This window comes from Pseudomonas sp. HMSC063H08 (assembly GCF_001813645.1).
GTDB lineage: Bacteria > Pseudomonadota > Gammaproteobacteria > Pseudomonadales > Pseudomonadaceae > Pseudomonas > Pseudomonas aeruginosa.
Window position 1 is genome coordinate 1 of record NZ_KV813422.1, and the last position, 225, is coordinate 225.

General features: G+C 64.0%; 1 pseudogene. It reads right to left on the reverse strand.

What is annotated here, in order from left to right:
* Positions 1 to 225, reverse strand: a pseudogene (locus tag HMPREF2924_RS11945) (TIGR03759 family integrating conjugative element protein); the annotation flags it as partial.

Genomic DNA, 225 nt, shown 5'->3' on the forward strand with positions numbered 1-225 from the left:
CAGGGCCATCCAGCGGCCCTCGTCATGATTGAGCGTGATCTGCTTGCTGCGAACCTTCTTCGGGTCGACGCCAGCGAGAATTGCCCAGTGCCGCACTCGCTCTGCGTCGTTCTGGCTACCGACGAAGTAGAGGTCGAACTCCTGGTTCTGCTGTTGCAGGTCGCGGACCCGCTGGATGCAGGCGGTGCAGCTGTCCTGGACGAACAGGGCCAGGCGCCCGCTGCT